Source organism: Prauserella flavalba (assembly GCF_003202235.1).
Classification (GTDB): domain Bacteria; phylum Actinomycetota; class Actinomycetes; order Mycobacteriales; family Pseudonocardiaceae; genus Prauserella_A; species Prauserella_A flavalba.
In genome coordinates this window covers 716053-736745 of record NZ_MASU01000013.1, presented here as the reverse complement: position 1 = coordinate 736745, position 20693 = coordinate 716053, and the positions used below count along the sequence as shown (strand labels likewise).

Genomic DNA, 20693 nt, shown 5'->3' with positions numbered 1-20693 from the left:
GCCTTTCCTGTTCGTTACCGGTACGGCAGGACGATGGGCTTTCCGGTGCGGGGATGGGTGATCACCTCGACCGGGTGCTGGTAGACGCCGGAGAGCAGCTCGGCGTGGCAGACCTCCTCCGGTGGTCCCGCTTCGACCAGGCCGCCCGCCGCGAGCACCGCGATCCGGTCGGCGTGTGCGGCGGCGAGACCGAGGTCGTGCAACACCACCAGCACCCCGGCGCCCTCGGCCGCCCGCGCGCGGGCGAGCGCGAGCACCTGTTCCTGATGGCGCAGGTCCAGCGCGGCGGTGGGCTCGTCGAGCAGGAGCAGGCTCGCCGACTGCGCGAGCACGCGGGCCAGCGCGGTGCGCGCTTGCTCCCCTCCGGACAGCGTCGGATAGGTCCGCGTGGCGAAGGCGGTCAGTTCGGTGTCGGCGAGCGCGGCCGCCACGGCCCGCTCGTCGCCGTCCTCGGCTGGCGTGCCCTCCCACGGCGCCCGGCCCATCTCCACCACGGCGAGCACGTCGAAAGGGAACGACACCGGGTTGTGCTGCGGCAGCACGGCCCTGCGCCTTGCGAGGTCCACGGTGGACCACGAAGTCGCGGGCCTGCCGTGGATCGACACCGTGCCCGCCGAGGGGGGCAGATCGCCGGCGAGCACGCTCAGCAACGTCGATTTGCCCGCCCCGTTGGGGCCGACGAGTGCGAGCACCTCGCCCGCGTGCACCCGAAGGGACACGCCGTCGAGCAGGCGTTTCCGCCCGATGGTGACCACGACCGCGTCGGCCTCGGCGAGCACGTCGCCCTCGGCAGGGGGTTCGGGCAGGTGCGCCTGCGCGCGCGAGAGGAGCCTCACGTCCAGCCTCCTTCCCTGCGCCGCGTGCGCAGCAGCAGCCAGAAGAAGAACGGACCGCCGACGAGCGCGGTGAGCATGCCGATGGGCAGGTCCGCGTAGTGGAAGGCGTTGCGCGCCAGCAGGTCCGCGGCCGCGAGCAGCAACGCACCGCCGAGGAGACTCGCCGGGATGAGCACACGGTGCCCTGGTCCGGTGATCATGCGGATCAGGTGGGGCACCACGAGCCCGACGAAGCTGATGATGCCCGAGTACGACACCGCCGCGGAGACGGCGATGGCGACCACCACGATCGTCACCAGCCGCAGCGACTCGACGTCCACGCCGAGGTGCCGGGCCTGCCGATCACCGAGCGCCAGCAGGTCTAGCCTCCGGGCGAGAAGCAGCGACACGACGACGCACACCCCGACGAGCGGTGCGATCGTGGCGACGTAGGCCCAGCGGCTGCCTGCGAGCGAACCGAGCTGCCAGAACACGATCTGCTCGCGCGCGGCCTGGTCGCCCGCGAAGACGAGAAACGCGATGGCGGCGTTGGCGACGGCGTTGACGGCGACACCGGTGAGGATCATCGTGACCACCCCCGCGCGGCCCTTCGACCGCGCGAGCACGTACACCGCGAGCGTGGTGACCAGCCCGGTTCCGAACGCGAGCGCCGGGGTGGTGAACGCGCCGAGGAACGTCCAGCCGAACACAATGGACAGACACGCGCCGACGGCCGCGCCCGAGGACACGCCCACCACGCCGGGTTCGGCGAGCGGGTTGCCGAAACAGCCCTGCATCAGCGCGCCGCACACGCCGAGCACACCGCCGACGAGCAGGGCCAGCACCACGCGCGGAAAGCGCACGTCCCACAGCGCCGCCTCGGCGAACGGGTCGGCCGGCGGGGCGAGCACGTCGATGCCGATCCGGTCGAGCACGGCGCCGACGACCTGCGAGGCGGGGATGCCGAACTGGCCGACGGCGGCGGAGACGATGCTGACGACCACCAGTCCCACGGTGAGCACGGTGAACAGCGCGGCCACGCGCGCGGGCCCGCGCCCCGGGGGCGGCCCGAGCTCCCCGCCGGAGGTCACCGGCGGGCTCGCGGTGGCGGTCACCGCGCCGCCTCGAGGGAGTCCGGCGCGTAGAGCGCCCGCGCGAGCGCGTCGAGCACCGACGGAGTGAGCGGGCCGAAGCCGAGGATCTGGTAGTCGTTCATGTCGACGAAGCGACGGTGCTGCGCGGCCGGGGTCTGCGCCACGCCGGGGATCCTGGCCGCGCCCTCCACGCCGCCGACCGACTCGAGCCCCTTGGTCATCAGCAGGATCACGTCCGGTTTGGCCTCGGCGAGCGCCTCGGGGTTGATGGGCCGCATCCCGTCGACGCCCACCTCGCTCGCGACGTCGACGGCGCCGAGCGCGGAGATCAGGGCGTCGGCGCCGGAGCCCCTGCCGAACATGTGGTAGACGCCCGCGGAACCGCGCAGGTACAGGAACACGACGCGGGGCCTGCGCGACTCGTCGTCCGGCACGAGTTGCGCGATCTCGCTCTTCTTCGCCGCGACCTCGCGGTCGAGCCGGTCGGCGAGCTGCCGCCCCGCCGGCTCGACGCCGAGCGCGGCGGCGACGGCGCGCACGATGTCGCCGTTGTTGTCGAGCGTGCGCTGCGGCGTCACGACCACCACCGGAATACCGGCGTCCCGCAGTTGCAGCACCACGTTCCACGGGCCGAGCGTCGTGTCCGTGAGGACGACGCTGGGCCGCAGGCCGAGGATGGCCTCGGGGTTGAGCTGGTGGCCGTTGATCGTCACGAGGGGGAGGTCGACCGCGGCGGGGAAGCCGGTCGAGGAGTCCCTGCCGACCACGCGGTCGCCGAGGCCGAGCCCGAACACCGTCGCCGCGAGCGTGCCGGAGCGGTCGAGGGCGAGGATGCGGCTGGTGTCGGTGACGGTGACGCGCGTGCCCTGGTGGTCGGTGACGGTCGCGGGCAGCCGCGGGGCCGGCGCGGGCTCGATGGGCCGGATGTCGGGCTGTGCCACCACCGCCGTGGACGGCCCCTCGTGGGCGCGCGGGTCGGCGACGGGGGTCAGTTCCCCGAGCGGCGTCTGCTCGGCGATCCCGGCGGGCACCTCGGCGTGCGATCCCGGCTGTGGCGCGGGGCCGCAGCCCGCGAGCACCAGCGCCATCCCGGCGAGCGCGGCCCGCCGTAACCCCAAGCGTCTGAACACTTAGGTGAGGCTAACCAAATTCATCCGTTTGGGTAAGTAAGCCTAACCTTCTTTACTAAGTCGTTACCGATCCATCACGGCGGCGGGTGGCCGGATACAGGACGAGCTGCTCGCGCCGCTGTCGGACAGCGAACGCGAGCAGCTCGTCGGTTTTGCTCACCCGGGGGCTCGATCACCACTCCCGCTAGCGGAACCGCCTCAGCCGCAGGCTGTTGCTCACCACGAACACGGAACTGAGCGCCATCGCGGCACCCGCCAGCATCGGGTTCAGCAGCCCGGCGGCCGCGAGCGGCAGCGCCGCGACGTTGTAGGCGAACGCCCAGAACAGGTTGTGCTTGATGGTGCGCAACGTGCTCCGCGAGAGCCTGATCGCGTCGGCGGCGACCCGCAGGTCACCCCGCACCAGCGTCAGGTCGCCCGCCTCGATCGCCACGTCGGTGCCCGTGCCCATCGCCAGCCCGAGGTCGGCCTGCGCGAGCGCCGCCGCGTCGTTGACCCCGTCGCCGACCATCGCGACGACCCTGCCCTCGGCCTGCAGCCGCTTGACCACGTCCACCTTGTCCTTGGGCAGGACCTCGGCGATCACCTCGTCGATGCCCACCTCGGCGGCCACGGTCCTGGCCACGGCCTCGTTGTCGCCCGTGAGCAACACCGGCGTGAGACCCAGCTTCCGCAGCCGCGTCACCGCCTCGGCCGAGGTCGGCTTCACGGTGTCGGCGACCTCCAGCACCGCACGGACCTCGCCGTCCCAGCCGACCGCCACCGCCGTGCGGCCCCTAGCCTCCGCCTCGGCCTTGACCTCGGCGAGCCCGTCCGGCAGGTGCAGGCCCCACTGTTCGAGCAGCGCGGGCCGCCCGGCCACGACGGCGTGACCTTCGACGACACCCTGCACGCCGAGCCCCTCGACGTTGGTGAACTCCTCCACCTCGGGCAGCTCGCCGACCTTCTCCCGCGCGCCGCGGGCGATGGCCTTGGCGATCGGGTGCTCGGAGGCGTTCTCCAGCGCTCCCGCGAGCCGCAGCGCGTCGGTGTCGTCCACGCCCTCGGCCGTGTGCACGTCCGCGAGCGCCATCGTGCCGGTGGTGACCGTGCCGGTCTTGTCGAGCACGACCGTGTCGACGCGTCGGGTGGACTCCAGCACCTCGGGACCCTTGATCAGGATGCCGAGCTGCGCGCCCCGCCCGGTGCCGACGAGCAGCGCCGTGGGTGTCGCGAGCCCCAGCGCGCACGGGCAGGCGATGATCAGCACCGCGACCGCCGCCGTGAACGCCTCCGCCGCCGGAACACCGGCACCGAGCCAGAACATCAGCGTGCCCAGGGCAAGCGCGATGACGATCGGCACGAACACCGCCGAGATCCGGTCGGCCAGCCGTTGCACGGCCGCCTTGCCCGTCTGCGCGTCCTCGACCAGCTTCGCCATCTGAGCCAGCTGCGTGTCGGAGCCGACGCGGGTGGCCCGCACGACGAGCCTGCCGCCCGCGTTGACGGTGGCGCCGGTGACGGTGTCGCCTTCGCCGACCTCGACCGGTACCGACTCGCCGGTGAGCATGCTCGCGTCGACCGCCGAGCTGCCTTCCTCGACCACGCCGTCGGTGGCGATCTTCTCGCCGGGCCGCACCACGAACCGGTCGCCGACCGCCAGCTGCCCGACGGGAACGCGCACCTCGCGGCCGTCACGCAGCACCCCGACGTCCTTGGCGCCGAGCTCCAGCAGCGCCCGCAGTGCCGCGCCGGCGCGCCGCTTCGAACGGGCCTCGAAGTACCGTCCGGCGAGGATGAACGTGGTGACCCCGGCCGCGACCTCCAGGTAGATGGAGTCCTGGCCGCCGCCGCGCTCGAGCGTGAACTCGAACCCGTGCGTCATGCCCGGCATGCCCGCGTCGCCCAGCAGCAGCGCGTACAACGACCAGCCGAGCGCGGCGAGCGTGCCCATCGAGATGAGCGTGTCCATCGTCGCGGCGCCGTGCCGCAGGTTCGCCCACGCGGCCTTGTGGAACGGCCACGCGCCCCACACCACCACCGGCGCGGCCAGCGTCAGCGAGATCCACTGCCAGTACTCGAACTGCCAGGCCGGGACCATCGCCAGCACGATCACCGGCACCGACAGCACGATCGACGCGATGAGCCGCTGGCGCGGACCACGCAGTGGATCGTCCTCGTCCTGCGGCTCGCCGGGTTGCTCCGTGGGCTCCGGCGGCAGCGTCGCCGTGTACCCGGCGGCCTCCACCTGCGCGACGAGCTGCTCCGGCTCGACGCCGTCGGCGTAGCTGACCCTGGCCTTCTCGGTCGCGTAGTTGACCGTGGCGGTGACGCCGTCGAGCTTGTTGAGCTTGCGCTCCACGCGCATGGCGCACGAGGCGCACGTCATGCCGCCGATCTCGAGCTCGATCTCGTGCCCCGCGACGGTGTCGCGCACTCCGGCCGTCATGACCGCTCCCCTTCCACGGTGAACTCGGCCGTGCGCACCACGCCGTCGTGCTGGAAGTCCAGGAAGAGGCGGTAGGTACCCGCCGAGGGCACCTCGGCGATGAACGGGATCGCCGGGCCGCCGCTGTTCTCCCCGCCGGGGTGGACGTGCAGGTAGGCGAGGTCGCCGCCCCGCAGCGCCACGAGGTGCCCGTCGGCGCCGAGGTAGGGCTGCAGGTCGGTGAGCGGCATGCCGTCCTTGCTGACGGTGAGCCGCACCTCCGACGCTTCGCCTGCCACCAGGTGCCCGTCGAGGCGGACCTCGTAGCCGTCGACGCGCGAGACCCGCGAGGGCTCGTGGGTCACCGGCTGGAAGTCGCCCGGCGCGAAGACGTCGGCGCCGAGTGTCATGGCCTCGCCGCCCGATGGAGCGAAGTCGGCGAACACGCGGTAGGCGCCCGGATCGGGCAGGTTCAGCGGCACGGACCACGTGCCGTCGGCGGTCATCTCGGGATGGATGTGCTGGAAGTCCGCGGTGTCGCGGCGCACCACGATGAGGTGCATGCGCTTCTCGTGCTCGACCTCGAAGCGGGTGACGGGGTCACCGCCCGGGCCGGTGATGCGGAACGAGAAGCTCTCGGTGGTCCCCGGGGTCAGCGTCGTGCGGGTGGGCGTGAGGGTGTATCCGCCCCTGGCCGACGCCAGTCCCTCGGGCTGGTCGACGTGCTCGGCTTCCGCGACGGTGCCGCTGTGTTCGTCCCCGCCCCCGGCGTGTTCCTCCTGACCGGGGGCACCAGCCTCGCTGGTGAGGGGACCGACAGCGGTCCCGATCGCCCACGCGCCAGTGGCGAGAAGGGCGAGCGTGACACCGTAGGCGGACAGCTTCGCTGCTGTGTTCATGTCGGTCCTGTCGTCGCTTCGTGTCGGACGGCTATGCCGTGAGCTGGTATCCGGCCTCCTCGACCGCGGCTCGCACGTCGGCGACGCCGAGCTCCTTCGCGCTGGTGACGGTGACCGCGCCCGTCGGGACGTCGACGGACACGCCGGTGACACCGTCGATGGCCCCGACCTCCTCGCTCACCGAGCGCGCGCAGTGCTCGCAGGTCATCCCGGTGACGGTGTAGGTCGTCTCGGTCATCGCGGTTCTCCTTTGTGGTTGTCGGTTCTCGTTGTCTCAGGAGCGGACGAGCCGGGCGATCGCGTCGCTTGCCTCGCGCACCTTCTCCTCGGCGGTCTCGCCGCCTTCGGCGATGGCCTGCGCCACGCAGTGCTTGAGGTGCTCGTCCATGAGCCCGAGGGACACCGCCTGCAGTGCCTTGGTGGCCGCGGCGATCTGGGTGAGCACGTCGATGCAGTACTCGTCGTTCTCGACCATCCGCTGCAGTCCCCTGATCTGTCCCTCGACGCGGCGCAGCCGCTTGAGGTAGGCGTCCTTGTCGCCGGTGTATCCCCGCATCGCTCTTCTCCCTCACTACCGCCGGATCAGCTCGAGTGTACCCCCTACCGGTATGGCTTGAAGCCACGCCGAGTGCTCCGGTGAGAGATTTATACCCTAGGGGGGTAGGGCATTGTCAAGAACGGTCACCGGCGAGCAGCGAGTCGACCAGCCGCCGCACCGCTGCCGCCATCGCGTCGCGGGCGCCCTCGCCGCGCGCGCCCGAGGTCATGACCACGCCTGCCCGCAGCAGGGCGCCGTGGAGCAGATGCGCGAGCGGTTCGGCGGGCTGTGCGGGCAGTACGCCGCCGCGGATCGCCGCCGCGAGCGTCTCGACGAGCAGGCCCCACGGCCCGCGCGGGCGGTCGGCGCCGTTCCACCACTGCCAGCCCAGCACCGACGGCGCCTCGCGCAGGAGCAGCCTGCGCACCTCCGGTTCGAGGCACGCGTCGAGGAACGCCTGCGCGCTCACCCGCAGGCTCTCGGCCGGATCACCGTCCAGACCGGCCGCCGCCGCGCGCACGCGGTCCCCCACGCGGGCCTCCACCGCCTCGGCGGCGGCCTCGAACAGCGTTTCCTTGTCGGTGAAGTGGTGGTAGAACGCGGCCCTGGTCAGCCCGGCGCGGTTGACGACCTCGCTCGTGGCCGTGTCGGCGAAACCCTTCTCCGTGAACAGGTCCACCGCGGCGACAACGAGGGCGTGACGCGCCGCCTCGCTTCGTTCGAGCTCGCGGTTCCGCGGCACCACACGCGGATTTTACTCTGCGGCACCGTCATAACGAAGGACAGTAAAGATCCGATGTATCCTGACGCCGACGCGGCCGCGGCCCGCCGCCCGGCGCGGCCGGAACAGCGAGGAGAACCATGTCCGTCACCGACGCCGCCATCGAGGCGATCAAGCAGATGATCGTGGACGGCGAACTGCGCCCCGGCGACCGGCTCCCCCGCGAGCCCGACCTCGCCGAGCGGCTCGGACTGTCCAGGAACTCGCTGCGTGAAGCCGTGCGGGCGCTGTCGCTCATTCACGTACTCGACGTCAAACAGGGCGACGGTACCTACGTGACGAGCCTCGAGCCCGCACTGCTCATGGACGCCATGAGCTTCGTCGTGGACTTCCACCGCGACGACACCGTCCTGCAGTTCCTCGAGGCGAGGCGCATCCTCGAACCGGCGGCGACCGCGATGGCCGCCACCAACATGTCGCAGGAAGACATCGGAGGCCTCGCGAGGCTCATCGACTCGCTCGGCGACAAGCCCACCGTCGAACAACTCGTCGCGAACGACCTCGAGTTCCACCGCCGGATCGCCGCGGGCTCGGGCAACCAGGTGCTGTCGTCGCTGGTGGAGAGTGTCTCGGGCCGGACGCAGCGCGCGCGGACGTGGCGGGGTATCACGCAGGAGGCGGCGGTGGAGCGCACGCTGGCCGAGCACCGCGCGATCCAGCAGGCGCTCGCGGCGGGCCAGCCCGACGTCGCGCGCGCCTGGGCCACGGTCCACATCGCCGGCGTGGAGCAATGGATCCGCCAAACCCTGGTGGAAAGCTGACCCCGCACCCAACTGGCCCCCAAGGCCACCTTTGTTGCGTTGAACGCAACAAAGGTGGCCTTGGGGAGCGATCAGGTCACCGGGCGGAGGCGGAGGTCCTGCATGCCGCCGTCGACGGCGAGGCCGACGCCGCTCGTGGAACCGGCAACGGGGCTCGCGAGGTAGACCACCGCGTGTGCGACCTCCTCGGGCGAGACGAGGCGGCCGTGCGGCTGCCGCGCGCAGAGCGCGGCCCGCTCCGCCTCGGGATCGTCGGCCCTGTCGAGCAGCCTGCCGATCCACGGGGTGTCGGCGGTGCCCGGGTTGACGCAGTTGACGCGGATCCCCTCGCGCAGGTGGTCGGCCGCCATCGCCCGGGACAACGCGAGCACCGCACCCTTCGACGCGCTGTAGAGCGCCCGCTGCGGCAACCCCGCCGTCGCCGCGATCGAGCCGACGTTGACGATCGCCGCCGAGTCCGACCGCCGCAGGTACGGCAGCGCCGCGCGGGCGGTGCGCACCATGCCGAGCACGTTGACGTCGAGCACCCGCAGCCACTCCGCGTCGTCGTTGTCGGCGACCGTGCCCTGTGCCCCGATACCCGCGTTGTTGACCAGGATGTCGAGCCCGCCGAACCGGTCGGCCACCGTGCCGATCGCCTCCCGCACCGACGCGTCGTCGGTGACGTCGGCCTGCACGCCGAGCACCCCGTCGGCCTCGGGCGCCGCCCGCAGGTCCAGCGCCGCGACCCGCGCCCCGCGCTCGCGCAGCGCGGCCACCACCGCGGCACCGATGCCGGACGCTCCGCCGGTGACCGCGGCGACGAGGCCGTCGAACTCCGCCATGCTGCCTGCCTTCCTGAGACGTACTAGTACGCGACGAATTCCTGGCGCTGGCGGCCGAGCCCCTCGATCTCCAGCTCCACCACGTCTCCCGCCGTGAGGTACGGGAACTTCCCCGACAGCGCGACCCCCTGTGGCGTGCCGGTCATGATCAGGTCGCCCGGCTCCAGCGTCAGGTACCTGCTGATGTGCCACACCAGGAACTCGACGCCGAAGATCAGATCGGCCGTGGTGGAGTCCTGGCGGGGCTCGCCGTTGACCCAGCTGCGCAGCCGCAGCGAGGTGTGGTCCACCTCGTCGGGGGTGACGAGCCACGGGCCGACGGGGTTGAAGCCGGGCGCGCACTTGCCCTTGCTCCACTGCCCGCCGGAGTCGACGAGCTGGTACTGCCGCTCCGACACGTCGTTGCCGAGCACGAAGCCCGCGACGTGAGCCATGCTGTCGGCGGGCGAGTCCAGGTAGGCCGCCCGCGTCCCGATCACGACGCCGAGCTCCACCTCCCAGTCGGTGCGCTCGCTGCCCGGCGGGATGGTGACGGCGTCGTCGGGACCGGCGACGGTGTTGGGCGTCTTGAGGAACAGGATCGGCGTCTCGGGCGGCTGTGAGCCCGACTCGGCGGCGTGCGCCGCGTAGTTCATGCCCACGCACACGACCGCGCTCGGGCGGGCGATCGGCGCCCCGATCCGTTGTGCCCCAAAGTCTTTCAGCTCCGGAAGCTCGCCCGCCTCGAACGCGGTGCGCACCGTGCCGAGCCCGTCTCCGGCGAGGAAAGCGCCGTCGAGGTCGGCGGTGAGACCGCTCAGGTCGTAGGTCCGCCCGCCGTCGAGCAGGACGGGCCGCTCCTCACCGACGGGTCCGAGCCGGGCCAGTTTCACGGTGCACTCCTCACGCCAGTGGTCGGGTGTCTCTGCCGGGCCGACTGTAGATCATCAGCGAAAACGGCGACAGGTATTGCGGATGGTAGGCATAATCTGCCTCGACATCGAGCCTTGACGGTACAGACATCGGATGTCTATCGTTCGGCGGTGACGTAGCTCATACGACAGGAGCACCGTGGCTCGCCTCATCGCGTTGCAGACGCACGACGTGCGCTTTCCGACCTCGCAGACCCTCGACGGATCCGACGCCATGAACCCGGATCCCGACTACTCAGCGGCCTACCTGCGACTGCGCACGGACGCGGGCGACGGCCTGGAGGGACACGGCTTCGTCTTCACCATCGGCCGCGGCAACGACGTGCAGGTCGCCGCGCTGCGGGCGCTGGAGGAGCACCTCGTCGGCCGCGACGTCGACGAGACGCTCGCGGACCTCGGCGCCGTGTGGCGCGAGCTCGTGCACGATTCGCAGCTGCGCTGGCTCGGCCCGGAGAAGGGCATCATGCACATGGCCATCGGCGCGGCCGTGAACGCGCTGTGGGACCTCAAGGCCAAGCGGGCGGGAAAACCGTTGTGGCAGCTGCTGTCCGGCATGACGCCCGAGGAGATCGTCGACCTCGTCGACTTCCGCTACCTCACCGACGCGCTCACGCGGGAGGAGGCGCTCGCGCTCCTGCGCGTGGCGGAGCCGGGCCGCGCCGAGCGCGAGGCCACGCTGCTGCGCGAGGGCTACCCGGCCTACACCACCACCCCCGGCTGGCTCGGATACGACGACGACAAGCTCGCCCGGCTGTGCCGCGACGCCGTGGCCGAGGGATTCACGCAGATCAAGCTCAAGGTGGGCGGCGATCTGGACGACGACGTGCGCAGGCTGCGCATCGCGCGCGAGGTGTGCGGGCCGGACGTGCGGATCGCCGTCGACGCCAACCAGCGCTGGGGCGTCGCCGACGCCGTGCGTTGGATCGAGGCGCTGAAGGAGTTCGACCTCGCCTGGATCGAGGAGCCGACGAGCCCCGACGACGTGCTCGCGCACGCCGCGATCGCGAAAGCCGTGGCGCCGGTGCCGGTCGCCACGGGCGAGCACACCGCCAACCGCGTGCTGTTCAAGCAGTTCCTCCAGGCGAAAGCCCTCGGTATCCTCCAGCTCGACGCCACGCGCGTGGCCGGGGTCAACGAGAACATCGCGATCCTGTTGCTGGCGGCCAAGTTCGGGGTACCCGTGTGCCCGCACGCCGGCGGCGTCGGCCTGTGCGAGGCCGTGCAGCACCTCGCGATGTTCGACTACGTCGCCGTCTCCGGCACCACCGAGGGCCGCCTGATCGAGTTCGTCGATCACCTGCACGAGCACTTCGTGACCCCGGTCGACGTGCGAGACGGCCGCTACCACGCACCCAAGTCGCCCGGCGCGGGCACGGAGATGCTCGGGAAGTCCATTGTGGAGTACGAGCATGGCTAGCCCGGCGCTCGGCCGGTTCGGGCTCGGCACCGCGAGCCTGGGCAACCTCTACGAGCCCATGAGCGACGAGACCGCGCACTCCGTGCTCGCCGCCGCGTGGGACTGCGGCATCCGCTATTTCGACACCGCCCCGCACTACGGGCTGGGCCTGGCCGAACGCCGCCTCGGTGCGTTCCTCGCCGACAAGCCGCGCGAGGACTACGTCGTCTCCACCAAGGTCGGCAGGCTGCTCGTGCCCGATCCGGCCGGTGCGGGCCGGCTCGACGACGCCCACCACTACGCCGTTCCCGCCGGCCACCGCAGGGTGTGGGACTTCAGCGCCGACGGTGTGCGCCGCGGCCTCGCCGCCTCGCTGGAGCGGCTCGGCCTCGACGCCGTCGACATCGTGTACCTGCACGACCCCGACGAGTACGACCTCGCCCCCGCACTGGCCGAGGGCGTGCCGGCGGTCGCGGCGCTGCGCGAGCAGGGCGTGGTCAACGCCGTCGGTCTCGGCTCCAAGTCCACGGAGGCGCTGCTCGCCGGTGCCCGCACCGGGATGCTCGACCTGCTGATGATCGCGGGCCGGTACACGCTGCTCGAACAGCCCGCGCTCGACGCGGTGCTCCCCGAGTGCCGGGCGCGCTCGGCCGGGGTCGTCAACGCCGCGGTGTTCAACTCGGGCCTGCTCGCCACGCCGGTTCCGTCGGCGCGGAGCCGCTACGAGTACGGCACGGTGCCGCCCGCCGTGCTCGCCAAGGCGAGGGCGATCGCCGATGTCTGCGCCGCGTTCGGCACCGACCTGCCCACGGCCGCGCTGCATTTCTCGCTGCGGGACCCCGTGGTGCGCACCGTCGTGGCGGGTGCCGCGTCGGCGCGGGAGGTCCGCGAAAACCACGAGCGCCTGCGCTCGTCCGTGCCGGACGAGCTGTGGACGACCCTGCGAGACAAAGGACTGACCCGGTCATGAGCGCGCCCGCCGTCGACACGCACCTGCACCTGTGGGACCTCACGGTCAGCGAGTACGCGTGGCTGCCGCAGGGCTCGCCGCTGCACGCGACGTTCACCGCCGAGACGGCGCTGGCCGAGCTGACCGGGGCGGGCGTATCCACCGCGATCCTCGTGCAGGCCGAGGACTCCGAGGCAGACACGGAGTTCCTCCTCGGACAGGCGAGCGCGCACGACTGGATCACCGGCGTGGTCGGCTGGGTCCGCCTCGACCACCCCGAGACGGCACGGCACCAGCTCGACCGCTGGCAGGAGCACCCGGCACTGCGCGGCATCCGGCACCTCGTGCACGACGACCCGCGCGACGACTTCCTCGCGCTGCCCGCCGTGCGCCGGTCGCTGGGACTGCTCGCCGAGCGCGGGCTCCCGTTCGACGTGCCCGACGCGTGGCCACGCCACCTCGCGGGTCTCGCCGAGCTGGCCGAGGCGGTGCCGGAGCTGACGATCGTGGTGGACCACCTCGGCAAACCGCCGCGGGGAAGCGCGGACTACGACGCGTGGCGTGCCGCCCTGCGCGAGGTGGCCGCACGGCCCAACACGGTCGGGAAGGTCTCCGGACTGCAGGTGCCGGGCGAGCCGCTGACGGTCGCCGCGCTGCGCCCCGTGGTCGACACCGCGCTCGAGTGCTTCGGCCCTCGCCGGCTGATGTACGGCGGGGACTGGCCGATGACCGTGCCGTTCGGCGGCTACCAGCCCACGTGGCGGGTGCTGGCCGAGCTGATCGGCGAGCTGGCGCCGGACGAGCGCGCGAGCGTCACCCACGGCACGGCGAGCGCGGTCTACGGAGTGCCGGAGCCGGTGCGATGACAGGAGCCGCGACGATGACGGAGCCGCTGCTCGAGGTCGAGGGCGTCGACAAGAGCTTCCCTGGCGTGCGCGCGCTGCACGACATGCGGCTGGAGCTGCGCTCCGGCGAGGTCCTCGCGCTGGTGGGCGAGAACGGGGCGGGCAAGTCCACGCTCATGAAGCTGCTCTCGGGCATCCACACCGCCGACACGGGGCGGTTCCGGCTCGGCGGCGAGCCGTTCGAGGCGGCGAGCCCCCGGCACGCGCTGGAGCTGGGCATCAGCATCATCCACCAGGAGTTCAACCTGGTGCCGCACCTGACCGTGGCGCAGAACGTGTTCATCGGGCGGGAGCCGAGACGCGGGCGCCTGCTGCTCGACGAGCGCAGGCTGGGCGCCGACACCGCGGCCCTGCTGGAGCGCCTGCACCTGCCGCTGGACCCGAAGGCCGTGGTCGGCGAGCTGACCGTCGCCAACCAGCAGATGGTGGAGATCGCCAAGGCGCTGTCCTACGAGCCGCGGGTGCTGATCATGGACGAGCCGACGGCGGCGCTCAACGAGGCCGAGGTGGAGACGCTGCACGAGCTGATCCGCCGGTTCGTGCGCCCCGGCACGGGCGTCATCTACATCTCGCACCGCATGGAGGAGATCAAGCGGATCGCCGACCGCGTGACGGTGATCCGCGACGGCGAGTACATCGACACGCTCGACATGGCGAGCGCGAGCACGCCGGAGATCATCGCGCTGATGGTGGGCAGGGCCATCGACACCGGCGCGAAACCGGAGAACGTGCGGCCCGACCGCGACGTGGTGCTGAGCGTCGAGGGCCTGTCCACCAAGGCGCTGCTCAAGGACGTTTCGTTCGACCTGCGCGAGGGCGAGATCCTCGGCTTCGCCGGGCTGATGGGCGCGGGGCGCACCGAGGTGGGCAGGGCGCTCGTCGGCGCCGACCGGCTCGACGGTGGCACGATCACGTTGCGGGGCAAGCGAATCCGCGTCGCCAACCCCGCCGAGGCCGCCCGGCACGGCATCGGTTACCTCTCCGAGGACCGCAAGCGCTTCGGGCTGCTGCTCGAACAGGACGTGCGCGCCAACATCGCGCTCGGCGCCCTGCGCGACCAGTTCACCAGTGCCGGGTTCGTGCGCGACCGCGCGGCGAGGGAGAAGGCACGCGAGTACGTCGGCACGCTGCGCATCAAGACACCGTCACTGGAGCAGACCGTCAAGCACCTCTCCGGCGGCAACCAGCAGAAGGTGGTCATCGCCAAGTGGCTCGCGAAGGACTGCGACGTCCTCGTGTTCGACGAGCCGACGCGCGGCATCGACGTCGGCGCGAAGGAGGAGATCTACCAGCTGCTCAACGAGCTGGCCGCGCAGGGCAAGTCGATCATCATGATCTCGTCGGAGCTGCCGGAGATCCTGCGCATGTCACACCGGGTCGTGGTGATGAGCGAGGGCAGGGTCACGCGCGTGCTCGACGCGGCGGAAGCGGGCCAGGAGAACATCATGCACTTCGCGACACTGCGCCCGGACGAGAATCCGGCCGACGCCGCGGAGCTCGGCATCGAGGTAGGGAAAGCAGGGCAGCCATGACAGCGGTCAAAGCCCCGGCCCGGGACCGGGCACAGGCGAGCGGCGGGATCGCGGCGGCGGTGAAGGGCCGCCTGCAGCAGCTGCTGGCGTTCGCCAGTCTCATCGTCATCTACGCGTTCTTCTCGTTCGCGAGCCCGTTCTTCTTCTCCTACGGCAACTTCACGGCGATCCTGTTCTCCACGGTGGTCATCGGCACGCTCGCGATCGGCACCACGTTCGTGATCATCGCGGGCGGCATCGACCTCTCCATCGGCACCGGCATGGCGCTGTGCGCGGTGATGTCCGGGGTGTTCCTGGTGAAGCTCGGGCTGCCGCTGTGGCTCGGCGTGCCCGCGGCGATCCTGTTCGGCGGGGTGATGGGGCTCGTCAACGGGATCAACGTGGCGCTGCTGAAGATCCCCCCGTTCATCGCCACGCTCGCGATGATGCTCGTCGCCGAGGGGCTCGCCCTCGTACTCTCCGACAGCACGCCGATCTACTTCAACGACGTGCCGGGCTACACCGACATCTCCACGGGGAACCTCATCCCGGGCGTGAACTTCCCGAACGCGGTGCTGGTGCTGCTCGCGATCGCGCTGATCGCCGGTGTGCTGCTCACCAAGAGCGTGCTCGGGCGCTACACGTACTCGATCGGCAGCAACGAGGAGGCCACCTCGCTGTCCGGCATCGACGTGCGCAAGTGGAAGATCGCGATCTACGCCTTCGCCGGGCTGTTCATCGGGCTCGCGGGCGTGATGATCTCGGCCCGGCTCGGCTCGGCCCAGCCCGCGACGGGCATGGGCTACGAGCTGCAGGCGATCGCGGCGGTGGTCATCGGCGGCACGTCGCTGTCCGGTGGCAAGGGCTCGATCGTCGGCACCCTGATCGGCGCGCTGATCATCTCGGTGCTGAACAACGGCCTGCAGATCATGTCGATTCCCCAGGAATGGCAGAACGTCATCCTCGGCTGCGTCATCCTCGTCGCCGTCTACACGGACCGGATCCGGAAGAAGGAAACAACGTGACAGCCCAGGAGACCACGACCAGAACAAAGGAGATCTGGTGATGAGAATGAGGAAGGTCGTCGCGGCGCTCGCGGGCGGCGCGCTCGCGCTGACGCTCGCCGCGTGTGGCTCCGACGGCGGCTCCGGCGGTGGCGGGGACGGACCGTTCATCGCGATCGTGTCGAAGGGGTTCCAGCACCAGTTCTGGCAGGCGGTGAAGAAGGGCGCCGAACAGGAGGCCGCCGAGCGCGGCGCGCGGGTGACCTTCGTCGGCCCCGCCACCGAGCAGGACGTGGAAGAGCAGATGAACATGCTCACCAACGAGCTCGCCAAGTCTCCGCAGGCGGTCGGCTTCGCCGCACTCGACTCGAGGGCCGCCGCTCCCCTGCTGCAACAGGCCCAGTCGCAGAACATCCCGGTGATCGCGTTCGACTCCGGAGTGGACAGTGACATCCCGGTGACCACCGTGGCCACCGACAACAAGGCCGCGGCGGCCGAGGCAGCAAAGCACCTCTCCGAGCAGATCGGCGGCAAGGGCAAGGTCGCGCTCGTCGTGCACGACCAGACCAGCCGCTCCGGCATCGACCGCCGCGACGGCTTCCTGGAGTGGATGAAGCAGAACGCGCCGGGGATCACGGTGCTGCAACCGCAGTACGGCGGCGGCGACCAGCTGGAATCCGCCAACATCACCAAGTCGATCCTGTCGGCGAACCCGGACCTCAAGGGCATCTACGCGTCCAACGAGGGCTCGGCGATCGGCGTGATCAAGGGCGTGCAGGAGAGCGGCCGCAAGGGCGTGACGGTGGTCGGGTTCGACTCCGGCAAGGCCCAGATCGACGCGATCAGGAGCGGCGTGATGGCCGGCGCGGTGACCCAGGACCCGATCGACATGGGCAGGCAGCTCGTCGACTCGGCGATCAAGGCCATCGACGGCGAGCAGCTGCCGAAGACCATCGACACCAACTACTACTGGTACGACAAGTCGAACGTGGACGACCCGAAGATCAAGGCCGTCCTCTACCAGTAGCCCCTTCCGCAGTCTGCAGTGAAGGCCACCTTGCCCGCGGTGGCCTTCACTGCGATCAGGCGCGCCTGCCGGTGAGGGCGAGGTAGCGGGTGCGCCAGGAGGCATCGCCTGCGACCGGCACGGGCTCGCGGAAGACGCCGATCTCCCGCCACCTCGGCGCCAGCGGAACGCTGCCGTCGTACATGCGGCGCGAGAGCTCCTCCGACAGCGGCGACCCCAGGCCGAGGTGGGCGGCCACGTCGTGTGCGGTGAGCGTGCGCGCGACATTGAGCTGCCAGAAGTAGTCCCATGTCGCGCAGACGCCGTAGGAGCAGTGCACCGGCGCCTCGCGGTCGGTCACCGTGCGCGCCGCCGCCCGTGCCGCCTCGCCGAGGCGCGTGAGGTTGCCGGCGGGGTCGTCGCCGAGCAGGTCGCCGTCGTACGCGTCCTTGCCCACCTCGTCCATGCTCCGCCCGGCGAGCAGGTCCGGGATCCACGCCTCGTCGTAGGCGAGGTGGGCGACCACCTCGCGCAGCGGCGTCGGCCGGTCGGCGCCGGGCATGTCGAACACCGGTGGCAGGAGGGTGTCCAGGCGCTCCCCCGGGATCCGGGTGAGCACGTGCATCGCCGCCTGGTCGGCGAGCAGGAAGACCTCGGCCTCGGGAATCATCGTCCGCTCCTTCACGTCAGGCATGCCGCCGACGCTAGCTGGCATACCGGCCAGTTCCCGGCCTCAATAATTTGAGCTCACTGCACTCAACTTAGGGAACAAACCTCGACTCAAGTCCGTTTGAGGAGGTGATGTCCCCGCCAGGGGGCCAGGGAGCTTCCAGGAGGTAGGAGCCATGACACTGCCCGCTGTTCGGACCTCTCGTCCGCTCGCCAGCTGGGACCCGTTCCGGGACTTCGACGACCTGTACCGACGGCTGGGTCTCGTCCGCGCCGACCAGCCCCGCGCGTGGGTGCCCGCCGCGGACGTGTCCGAGACCGACGACGCCTACGTGGTCGAGATCGAGGTGCCGGGTGTCGCGAGGGAGAACATCAGCGTCGACGTCGCCGCGAACAGGCTGACGGTCAGCGGTGAGGTCGCCGAGACGGGGCGCGAGGGCAGCCTGCGCCACCGCACTCGCCGCACCGGTCAGTTCCGCTACGCCGTCACGCTGCCGCGCGGCGTGGAGCAGGACGCGATCGCGGCCGAGCTCGCCGACGGCGTGCTGACGGTACGGGTGCCCAAGAGCGCCTCGGCCACCCCGCGCCGCATCGAGATCACCGAGAAGTGAACCACCCCGATTCAAGCCGACCCGGCTGCAGTGAAGGCCACCCTGCCTGCGTTCAACGCAGTGAAGGTGGCCTTCACTGCGGTTGGCGCTCCTGAGGGGTCGGCACTCCTCAGGTGGGTGCGCATATCCGCTTCAGGGGTGGGTACGTCTCGGACATGTCCGAGTTCGAGCACCAGCGCACCATTTCCGCAGATCCGGCGACCGCGTTCGACATCGCCGCCGGCCCGGGCACGCTGAACGCCTGGACGCCCGAGGGCGTCGACGTGGAGCCCGCCGGGGAGGGCGCGCTGCACGCGTGGGTGGCCAGCGGCAGCGAGGTCCACGACGCCACCGGGTTCATCGACGTCGACCGCGAGCGGCGCAGGCTGTCCTGGGGCGGTTCCGGCGACGAGCACTACGACGGCTGGCTGCAGATCGACCCCGCCGACGACCGGTCCGGCAGCGTCGCCACCATGCACCTCACCTTCGCGGGCGAGCAGGCCGAGGCGCTCGGCGGCGAGGTGAGCGAGGAGGCCGACCGCAGGATCGAGGAAGCGCTCGACCGGCTCGCCGCGCTGGTGACCGAGCAGACCGGAGGGCGGTGGGCATGAACCAGCAGCTGCGCGTCGTCGTCACCGGCGCCACCGGCAACCTCGGCACGAGCGTGGTCGAGGCGCTGTCGGAGGACCCGCGCGTCACGTCGATCACCGGCATCGCCCGCAGGGAGCCGGAATGGACGCGCCCCAAGCTCGCGATCGAGACACTCGACCTGCCGCAGGCGACCGATGATGAACTGGACCGGATCCTCACCGGCGCCGACGTGGTGATTCATCTGGCGTGGCTGTTCCAGCCGACCCGCGACCCGGCCACGACGTGGGACGCGAACGTGCTCGGCAGCGTGCGTGTGTTCGACGCCGTCGCCCGCTGCGAGGTGCCCGCACTGCTGTACGCGTCGTCGGTGGGGGCGTACTCGCCGGGACCGAAGGACCGCACGGTCGACGAGCAGTGGCCGACGCACGGCTGGCCCGGCGCCGCCTACACGCGCGAGAAGGCGTACCTGGAGCGGGTGCTCGACGCGTTCACGCGCACCCATCCGCACATTCGCGTGGTGCGGATGCGGCCCGCGTTCGTCTTCAAGCGTGAGGCCGCCTCCGAGCAGCGGAGGCTGTTCGCGGGACCGCTCGTGCCGGCGAGCCTCGTGCGGCCCGGTCTGGTTCCGGTGGTGCCGGACGTTCCCGGGCTCACGATGCAGGCCGTGCACTCCGCCGACGTCGGTGAGGCGTTCCGCCTCGCGACGCTGAATCCCGTGCGGGGCGCGTTCAACCTCGCCGCGGATCCGGTGGTCGACCCGAAGCTGATCGCCGAATTGCTCGGTGCCCGCACCGTTCCGCTGCCCGCGGTCGTGGCACGCACCGCGGTCGCCGCGGCCTGGAAGCTGCACGCGGTGCCCGCGTCACCGGGGCTGTTCGACGCGGTGCTGCGGCTGCCGCTGATGGACACCACCAGGGCCAGGACGGACCTGGCGTGGACCGCGCGCTACTCGGCGGCCGACGCGCTCGCCGAGTTCCTCACCGGACTGCGCGAGCGAGAGGGCATGGCCACTCCCCCGCTGGCGTCCTCGGTGGCCGGCGGACGGCTCGGCGAACTGGCGACGGGTGTCGGCAAGAAGCCTTGAGCAGAGCGGTGTTACGTCGTCTTCGCCGCGAGTTCGCGGCTCGCGGTCTGCGCGGCCTGGAGTTCCCGGCCCAGCTGTGCGCTCATACGGTGGGCCCTGGCCAGCGCGGCGGCGACCTCGAAGGTCGACTTGGTCAGCTCGTCGAACGACGCGTCGTCGCCCTTGCCGAGCGTTCCGGACCACATGCGCTGTTCCAGCCACGTGTTCAGCTCCGGAAGGCAGCGGGCGAGGTTCTCGACCACGAGCTTGAGTGAACCGAGCATGCGGTGCACCTCGTCGGCATCGGCGATGCTCTCTTCCTCTGCCTGGCCCGCGGTGCGCTGGTAGAGGGCGCGGGCGGCGTCTTCGGCGCGGGCGGCCAGGGCTGCGGCCGTGGTGTCCACGTCGCGGTTACCGGTCAGATCCATGATGGGGACGTCCTGTCGGTGAAGCGGACTCGCGCCAGGAAGCTACCCGGATGGCCGGAAACCGAAACCGCCCGCGCCGCGAAGCCGCTCAACTGCCCCGGTTCTCGCCCAGCTCGTCGACGATCGGGTGCCCGGAGACGTCCTTCTCCCGCTGCGCCAGTCCGGGCTTGTCGTGCTCCCGCCGCCGGGCAGCCTCCTCGGCCGCGCTCTGCCCCTGGTCGAGCGGCACCGACCGCATCACCTCGGCGAGGTTCGCGTACGTGACGGGCGGCATGGCGCCCAGCGCCTTGATGGTGTCCGTGTCGGCCTCGGCGTTCTCGGCGCAGCGCACCAGATCGGCCTTCTCCGCGGGGAAGTCCGCATCGGACAGCACGGCGCGTACCCGCTCGGCGGTGGTCGTCGTCGCCATGTGTGTCACCTC

23 protein-coding genes are annotated in these 20693 nt (G+C 71.2%); 10 read left to right on the top strand and 13 right to left on the bottom strand.

Annotated features, from left to right (window positions below; genetic code table 11):
• Positions 1–14 precede the first annotated feature (14 nt).
• From BA062_RS30800 to BA062_RS30765, 8 genes are all read right to left on the bottom strand, one after another.
• The gene (locus BA062_RS30800; RefSeq protein ID WP_245960077.1) at positions 15–836 is read right to left on the bottom strand and encodes a heme ABC transporter ATP-binding protein; all 822 of its coding nucleotides are present in this window, start codon (positions 834–836) and stop codon (positions 15–17) included.
• On the bottom strand, positions 833–1930 hold the full coding sequence (locus BA062_RS30795; RefSeq protein ID WP_245960076.1) for a FecCD family ABC transporter permease: 1098 nt from the start codon (positions 1928–1930) through the stop codon (positions 833–835). Before BA062_RS30795 ends, BA062_RS30800 begins: the two co-directional genes overlap by 4 nt.
• Complete coding sequence (locus tag BA062_RS30790) at positions 1927–3039, bottom strand: heme/hemin ABC transporter substrate-binding protein (RefSeq protein ID WP_245960075.1); 1113 nt, start codon at positions 3037–3039, stop codon at positions 1927–1929. Before BA062_RS30790 ends, BA062_RS30795 begins: the two co-directional genes overlap by 4 nt.
• 184 nt (positions 3040–3223) lie before the next feature.
• Positions 3224–5467, bottom strand: a complete 2244-nt coding sequence (locus tag BA062_RS30785; RefSeq protein WP_110342571.1) for a heavy metal translocating P-type ATPase — start codon at positions 5465–5467, stop codon at positions 3224–3226.
• Positions 5464–6345, bottom strand: a complete 882-nt coding sequence (locus tag BA062_RS30780; protein WP_110342570.1) for a hypothetical protein — start codon at positions 6343–6345, stop codon at positions 5464–5466. Before BA062_RS30780 ends, BA062_RS30785 begins: the two co-directional genes overlap by 4 nt.
• 31 nt (positions 6346–6376) lie before the next feature.
• Complete coding sequence (locus tag BA062_RS30775) at positions 6377–6583, bottom strand: heavy-metal-associated domain-containing protein (protein WP_110342569.1); 207 nt, start codon at positions 6581–6583, stop codon at positions 6377–6379.
• A 36-nt stretch (positions 6584–6619) separates the two neighbouring features.
• On the bottom strand, positions 6620–6901 hold the full coding sequence (locus tag BA062_RS30770; RefSeq protein WP_110342568.1) for a metal-sensitive transcriptional regulator: 282 nt from the start codon (positions 6899–6901) through the stop codon (positions 6620–6622).
• 115 nt (positions 6902–7016) lie between these two features.
• On the bottom strand, positions 7017–7628 hold the full coding sequence (locus BA062_RS30765) for a TetR/AcrR family transcriptional regulator (protein WP_110342567.1): 612 nt from the start codon (positions 7626–7628) through the stop codon (positions 7017–7019).
• 116 nt (positions 7629–7744) lie between these two features.
• Here BA062_RS30765 and BA062_RS30760 point away from each other — a divergent pair, with 116 nt between their 5' ends.
• Positions 7745–8425 carry a FadR/GntR family transcriptional regulator gene (locus BA062_RS30760; RefSeq protein ID WP_110342566.1) on the top strand — a complete coding sequence of 227 codons (681 nt, stop codon included), beginning with the start codon at positions 7745–7747 and terminating at the stop codon, positions 8423–8425.
• A 71-nt stretch (positions 8426–8496) separates the two neighbouring features.
• On the opposite strand, the gene BA062_RS30755 is transcribed toward BA062_RS30760, so the two are convergent.
• Both BA062_RS30755 and BA062_RS30750 read right to left on the bottom strand, forming a co-directional pair.
• Positions 8497–9249 (bottom strand): SDR family NAD(P)-dependent oxidoreductase, encoded by a 753-nt coding sequence (locus BA062_RS30755; protein ID WP_110342565.1) that lies wholly within the window; start codon positions 9247–9249, stop codon positions 8497–8499.
• A 23-nt stretch (positions 9250–9272) separates the two neighbouring features.
• Positions 9273–10121: a fumarylacetoacetate hydrolase family protein gene (locus tag BA062_RS30750; protein ID WP_110342564.1), complete on the bottom strand. Its 849-nt coding sequence runs from the start codon at positions 10119–10121 to the stop codon at positions 9273–9275.
• 178 nt (positions 10122–10299) lie between these two features.
• On the opposite strand from BA062_RS30750, the gene BA062_RS30745 reads away from it, so the two are divergent.
• Genes BA062_RS30745 through BA062_RS30720 form a run of 6 tightly spaced genes read left to right on the top strand, consistent with a single transcriptional unit; the run spans position 10300 to position 16952 of the window.
• Positions 10300–11577 carry an enolase C-terminal domain-like protein gene (locus tag BA062_RS30745; protein ID WP_110342563.1) on the top strand — a complete coding sequence of 426 codons (1278 nt, stop codon included), beginning with the start codon at positions 10300–10302 and terminating at the stop codon, positions 11575–11577.
• A complete protein-coding gene (locus BA062_RS30740) occupies positions 11570–12526 on the top strand; it encodes an aldo/keto reductase (protein ID WP_110342562.1) in 957 nt (318 codons plus the stop codon). The genes BA062_RS30745 and BA062_RS30740 overlap by 8 nt, the downstream gene beginning before the upstream one ends.
• A complete protein-coding gene (locus BA062_RS30735; RefSeq protein ID WP_110342561.1) occupies positions 12523–13371 on the top strand; it encodes an amidohydrolase family protein in 849 nt (282 codons plus the stop codon). The genes BA062_RS30740 and BA062_RS30735 overlap by 4 nt, the downstream gene beginning before the upstream one ends.
• Positions 13368–14942, top strand: a complete 1575-nt coding sequence (locus BA062_RS30730; protein ID WP_110342560.1) for a sugar ABC transporter ATP-binding protein — start codon at positions 13368–13370, stop codon at positions 14940–14942. Before BA062_RS30735 ends, BA062_RS30730 begins: the two co-directional genes overlap by 4 nt.
• Positions 14939–15946, top strand: coding sequence for an ABC transporter permease (locus BA062_RS30725; protein ID WP_110342559.1), 1008 nt, complete (start codon positions 14939–14941; stop codon positions 15944–15946). The genes BA062_RS30730 and BA062_RS30725 overlap by 4 nt, the downstream gene beginning before the upstream one ends.
• A gap of 40 nt (positions 15947–15986) precedes the next feature.
• Entirely contained in the window at positions 15987–16952 is a 966-nt protein-coding gene (locus BA062_RS30720; protein ID WP_110342558.1) for an ABC transporter substrate-binding protein, read from the top strand.
• 55 nt (positions 16953–17007) lie between these two features.
• Here BA062_RS30720 and BA062_RS30715 read toward each other — a convergent pair whose 3' ends face one another.
• A complete protein-coding gene (locus BA062_RS30715) occupies positions 17008–17625 on the bottom strand; it encodes a DinB family protein (RefSeq protein WP_146240104.1) in 618 nt (205 codons plus the stop codon).
• Between the two features lie 151 nt (positions 17626–17776).
• Between BA062_RS30715 and BA062_RS30710 the strand changes: the two genes are divergently transcribed.
• The 3 genes from BA062_RS30710 (at position 17777) to BA062_RS30700 (ending at position 19865) form a co-directional block, all read left to right on the top strand.
• Entirely contained in the window at positions 17777–18211 is a 435-nt protein-coding gene (locus tag BA062_RS30710) for an Hsp20/alpha crystallin family protein (RefSeq protein ID WP_110342556.1), read from the top strand.
• A gap of 155 nt (positions 18212–18366) precedes the next feature.
• The gene (locus tag BA062_RS30705; protein WP_110342555.1) at positions 18367–18801 is read left to right on the top strand and encodes an SRPBCC family protein; all 435 of its coding nucleotides are present in this window, start codon (positions 18367–18369) and stop codon (positions 18799–18801) included.
• Positions 18798–19865: an NAD-dependent epimerase/dehydratase family protein gene (locus BA062_RS30700; RefSeq protein WP_210407036.1), complete on the top strand. Its 1068-nt coding sequence runs from the start codon at positions 18798–18800 to the stop codon at positions 19863–19865. Before BA062_RS30705 ends, BA062_RS30700 begins: the two co-directional genes overlap by 4 nt.
• 11 nt (positions 19866–19876) lie before the next feature.
• On the opposite strand, the gene BA062_RS30695 is transcribed toward BA062_RS30700, so the two are convergent.
• Both BA062_RS30695 and BA062_RS30690 read right to left on the bottom strand, forming a co-directional pair.
• Positions 19877–20272: a hypothetical protein gene (locus tag BA062_RS30695; protein WP_110342554.1), complete on the bottom strand. Its 396-nt coding sequence runs from the start codon at positions 20270–20272 to the stop codon at positions 19877–19879.
• Positions 20273–20360: 88 nt separating this feature from the next.
• Positions 20361–20681 (bottom strand): DUF2795 domain-containing protein, encoded by a 321-nt coding sequence (locus BA062_RS30690; protein WP_110342553.1) that lies wholly within the window; start codon positions 20679–20681, stop codon positions 20361–20363.
• Positions 20682–20693: the final 12 nt, after the last annotated feature.